Raw genomic sequence first — 4,483 nt, 5'->3', positions numbered from 1 at the left:
GGTAGTACAGCGTCCAGCGCGCCGCGTCGCGCGGCCGGACCGCGACGCTCTGGACGGGGGCCGAGTCCGCGCGCGCCTCGGCGGTGCCGGCCGCCACCAGGGTGACGGCGCCAAGCGAGTTGCTGGCCCTGACCTTGCCGTCGAACACCGTCACCGCCGACCTGTCGTCAGCCGCCAGCACCACGAACTCGGTGCCCTCCACCGAGGCGTTGACGAAGGGCGTGTTGATGCTGAGGCTGCGCGGCCGATGGCTGAACACCTGCATGATGCCCTTGATCAGGCTCAGCATCGAAGGTTCGTCGACCGGGACGGCACCGACTTGCAAGGTGGTTTCCTGATCCAGCCGAAGCACCGAATCGTTGGTCAGCGCGATGGCGGCCCGGCTGAACCTGCCGGTGCGGATGGCGTCCCCGGCGCACAGCGGTTCCTCGATCCGGGCGGGCCGCCACTCGCCGTCGGCGGTGCGGCGTTCCACCCCACCCTCGACGGAGGCGATGCGCCCGACCGGCGCCGGGCATTCCGCCTCTCCGGCCTCGACCTCGCCTGGAGACGCCACGGCGGTCATCCCGGCGGCCAGCCCCGCGGTCAGCATTGCGAGCAGCGACGACCGCAGGGGCTTTGAGCGTGCCATGGGAGACGAGCCTGTCAAATAGTGGGTTCCGGAGAACCGAGTGGTCGATCAGGATGGTTCAGGCCGGAAGGCGCCCATCATCTTAAGCAGTCGAAAGGCGCTTCCTGCAACCTGCAATACCAGACACAAAAATTCAGCCTAGCCGTTCTATACTAAGCGATAAGGCTGATTCAAGCTAAAATTGATTACTCATCTATGACTATTTTATCACTTCATTTCCAAGCGGACGATCGCCGCGTCTTCGATGGGGGCGGTGCCAGCCGAGTGCCGCAGGCAACGATCGAGATGGAAGCGTGAGGGACCGTCGTCGGGAAACTCCGAAAGGACTTGGCGGAACAGATCGGCGGCCTTCAACAAGTCCCCCGCCTCGGAGACTTCAAGGGCCTCGACGAATTGCCCGGCCAGCCGGAGTTGGGCGGCCGACGCGTCGGTCCGCCGCGCCATCAGCTCGTGGATATCCAGGATGTCCGCCTTGCCGGCCAGCCTGAACCGGCCGACGCGGCGTGTCAGCACCTCGTCCAGGTCGCCGACGACGGCGTCGGACGCGAGCATTCGGGTGCCAAGATGCTTGTTGAGCCCTTCGATGCGCGACGCCGTGTTGGGGATGTCGCCGACCACGCTCCAGGCCAGATGCCCCTTCGCGCCGACATTGCCGACCATGATCCAGCCGGCGTGCAGGCCGATCCGGGTCGGCATCGGCCGGCCGGGGCTGGTCAGGTTGAAGCGCTCGACCGCCTTGGTCACGTCAAGCGCCGCCAGGGTCGCCCTCAGCCGGGGCTCGCGGCTCGGTTGCGGTTCCGTCCAGACGCTCATGATGCCGTCGCCGACCACGTCGGTGACGGTGCCGCCATTGCGCTGGATCGGGTCGAACATGGCGGCGAAGTAGCTGTCTAGCAGCACCGCGAGGTCGCGCGGCGCCATGGCTTCCGCCAGTGTCGTGAAGCGCTCGGCGTCGGTCGCGACGCAGGTGCCGTACAGGAGATCGCGGGAGGCGCCGGGATTGATCGGGCTGTGCGCCAGATTGGCGGCGACCTTTTCCGGCAGATAGTAGCGGATCGCCTGCGAAACGTTGCGCCGTTCGCGGTTGGTCGTGAGGTACTGCCAAAACAGCCCGCCAAACAAGGCGATCGGCAACTGGACCATCAGCGGCACCGCCACCGGCAGCCAAAGTTGCGACTGGCCGAACAGCGTGACGGCGGCCGCCAGCCAGCCCGCCGACAGGAGCACCGTCGCCGCGATGGCCAGGGCGGGGGGCAGCAGGTAGGCCAGCAGACCCATGACGATGCCGAAACAGACCAGCAGACCCAGTTCCACCGGCCGCCCGGGTATTTTCAGGGAGGTGTCGTCCAGCATGTTGGCGAAGGCGGTGGCGGCGATCTCCACTCCGCTGATGTCGACGCCGTCGCGGGTGAAGACGGTGTAGAAGGTGTCGAGATTGGACGGGGTGCGCTCCGCCACGCCGATGAAGACCGCCCGCCCCTTGAGATCGGGGACGTCGCGGTCCTCGATCAGGTCGGCGAAGGGGATCGTCGTGATCGTCGCCGGCGGTCCATAGAAATTGATATGATGATGCCGCGGTCCCTTGTGGACGCGGTCGATCGCGGCAAGCAGGCGGCGCTCGCGGTCGCCCAGTTGGGCGGGCAGGGGCGGCAGCCTTGTTTCGAGCAGGGGGTCCTGCAGGTAGGCGCGCCGCACCGCTTGTGACGCGCGCTGGATGGCGCCGGGCTCGGCCAGCAGGTTGTTGTCGGGCGGCAGCGTCTCCAGTCCGGGCACGTCCGCCTCACGCAGTCGGCTGAGCCAGAGGGCGTGGACGGAGGACGCGTGGACCTGGAGCGCCGCGGCCGGCAGCGTCAGCCGGTCGCCGGCATCCTCCTTGAAGGACCAGAACTCGTTGGTCCGGGCCGCCACCTTGGGTAGGGGGAAAGGAGCCAGGGCGACGGCGGCCTTGGCGAACTGCTCGATCGGCGGCACCGCCTTGAGGATGGCCATCCGTCCAGCCGGATTGCCGCGCGCGTCGGTGACGGACAGGTCCTCCCGCTCCATCGCCTCGACCAGCACGACCGAGCGCGCGGCGGCGATGGAGCGGCTGAGCGCTCCGTCCTGGATCAGGTCGGTCGGGGTTTCCAGTGTCAGGTCGATGGCGATCGCCGTGGCGCCGCGCCGGGCCAGATCGTCGACCATGCGGGCGCGCAGCGAGCGGGGCCACAGCCGCACCTGGGGCGGCAGGCCGAGGCGCCGCGCGGAGGGACGGTCGAGCGCCACGACCACGACATCGTCGGGGGCGGCCACCGGACCCCGCAGCTTGAACAGCCAAGCGAGGCCGAACTCCTCCTCCATCAACCGGGCGACGGGGCTGAGCGCTAGCAGCGACGCGACGCCGGCGGTGATCAGGGCCAGCACGACGGCGTTCTGCATCCGCCTCATCGGGGACATCTCATCGCGGGTGGCGTCGTCATGGCGGGGCGGGATGTGTGATGGGGAGGTCAGGGACCATCCGCGCAGCCTCCGGACTCGTCATCGATGCCCGACAGGGACCGGAGTTCCGCCAGATCGTGGATCGTGATGGTGCCGGCGGCGAAACCCACCACGCCATCCCGCCGCCATATGGACAACTGCTTGTTGACGCTCTCCCGGGTCATGCCGACGAAGGCGGCCAATTCCTGCTGCGACAACCTGACATCGATCTGGATGCCGGTGTCCGTTGGAACTCCAAAACGCTCGGCGAGACGGACCAGGCACCGGGCGAGACGGGGCTGGAGATCCAGGAACAAGGCGTCCTCCAACTGCTGGCTGGTCTGGCGCAGGCGGGCGCACAGCACGCTCAACAGGTGCAGGCAGGCGGCGGGGCGGTCGGCGAGGAAAGGCAGGAAATCGCGCCGTTCGAGCACCAGAAGCTCGCAGGCCTCCATGGTGACGGCGTCGGCGGTGCGCGGCTTGGCGTCCAGCAGGGCGATCTCGCCGAACAGCTCGCCTTGGCGGATGACGTTGAGCACCAGTTCCTTGCCGTCGGCGGAATAGCAGCGGATCTTTATCCTGCCGGATATCACCGCCATCATGCCGTCACCCGGATCGCCCTTCTGGAACAGCACCCGGTGCGCCGGGTGGCGCACGACCCGCGCGTAGGAGACGAGCTTGTCCAGGTCGTCGCCCGGCAGATCCTTCAGCAGGAAATGGCCGGCTAGAACAGCCACCTTGTCTATCCCCTCCGACCGGCTCATCAAATTTTCGCGCCCAGTGCGATGCTGTGAAGTGGTTCACAGCATCAGGTTCAAAATCGCGCTAACCATAGTTCAGTCCGGCTGGCAAATCACCCGCATTTGCCAACCCTCGGGATTCACGTGCCATTTTTCCATATGTCCCCCTCGCGCGCGATCATATGTGGGTGTCCCGCCGCGGGGCTTGCGGCCGCAGGAGGGGATGACGCGGCGGGTCGTCATGGCCGGTCAGAAAAACGTCACGCGGATGAAAAAGGCCCTGGACAGGGTGGGATGAGCCGCCCTATATACGGCCTCCCGACGCGCTAAGGCGGTCGGGGGCACCAGAAAACGGTGGGAAATCAAGCCAGCGTGCTTCGGCACGCCGTGCTGTGTTTCGCGGGATCTTTGACAAGTTGATCGATAGAGAGAAGGGATGCGCAGGCGGCGGTGTGGTTTTGACCCGGTTCGGGGCACAAAATCGGTACCGTCAGTCGAGCATCCTGGAAACTACGCAAGAATCACATGGTTCAAGCTTGGGTTTTGGGACTGTCTTGGGTGACGGTTCCCGTTGAGCGGTTGCTTTGGATTGGCTTCGGCCGGTCCGTGGTGATCGTCTTCAACCTGAGAGTTTGATCCTGGCTCAGAACGAACGCTG

General features: G+C 66.4%; 3 protein-coding genes. All 3 read right to left on the bottom strand.

Annotation, left to right across the window (positions count from 1 at the left end; genetic code table 11):
• Window positions 1-631, bottom strand: a 631-nt coding sequence (locus N825_RS35395; protein WP_198039081.1) for a FecR family protein, incomplete at its 3' end; no start/stop codon positions are given.
• 207 nt (window positions 632-838) lie between these two features.
• On the bottom strand, window positions 839-3,055 hold the full coding sequence (locus N825_RS35390) for a CHASE2 domain-containing protein (protein ID WP_198039080.1): 2,217 nt from the start codon (window positions 3,053-3,055) through the stop codon (window positions 839-841).
• A 59-nt stretch (window positions 3,056-3,114) separates the two neighbouring features.
• Window positions 3,115-3,822 (bottom strand): Crp/Fnr family transcriptional regulator, encoded by a 708-nt coding sequence (locus N825_RS35385; protein WP_198039079.1) that lies wholly within the window; start codon window positions 3,820-3,822, stop codon window positions 3,115-3,117.
• Window positions 3,823-4,483 lie beyond the last annotated feature (661 nt).

Origin of the sequence: Skermanella stibiiresistens SB22, from assembly GCF_000576635.1 — a bacterium.
Classification (GTDB): domain Bacteria; phylum Pseudomonadota; class Alphaproteobacteria; order Azospirillales; family Azospirillaceae; genus Skermanella; species Skermanella stibiiresistens.
This window is presented reverse-complemented; position numbering and strand designations above follow the sequence as displayed.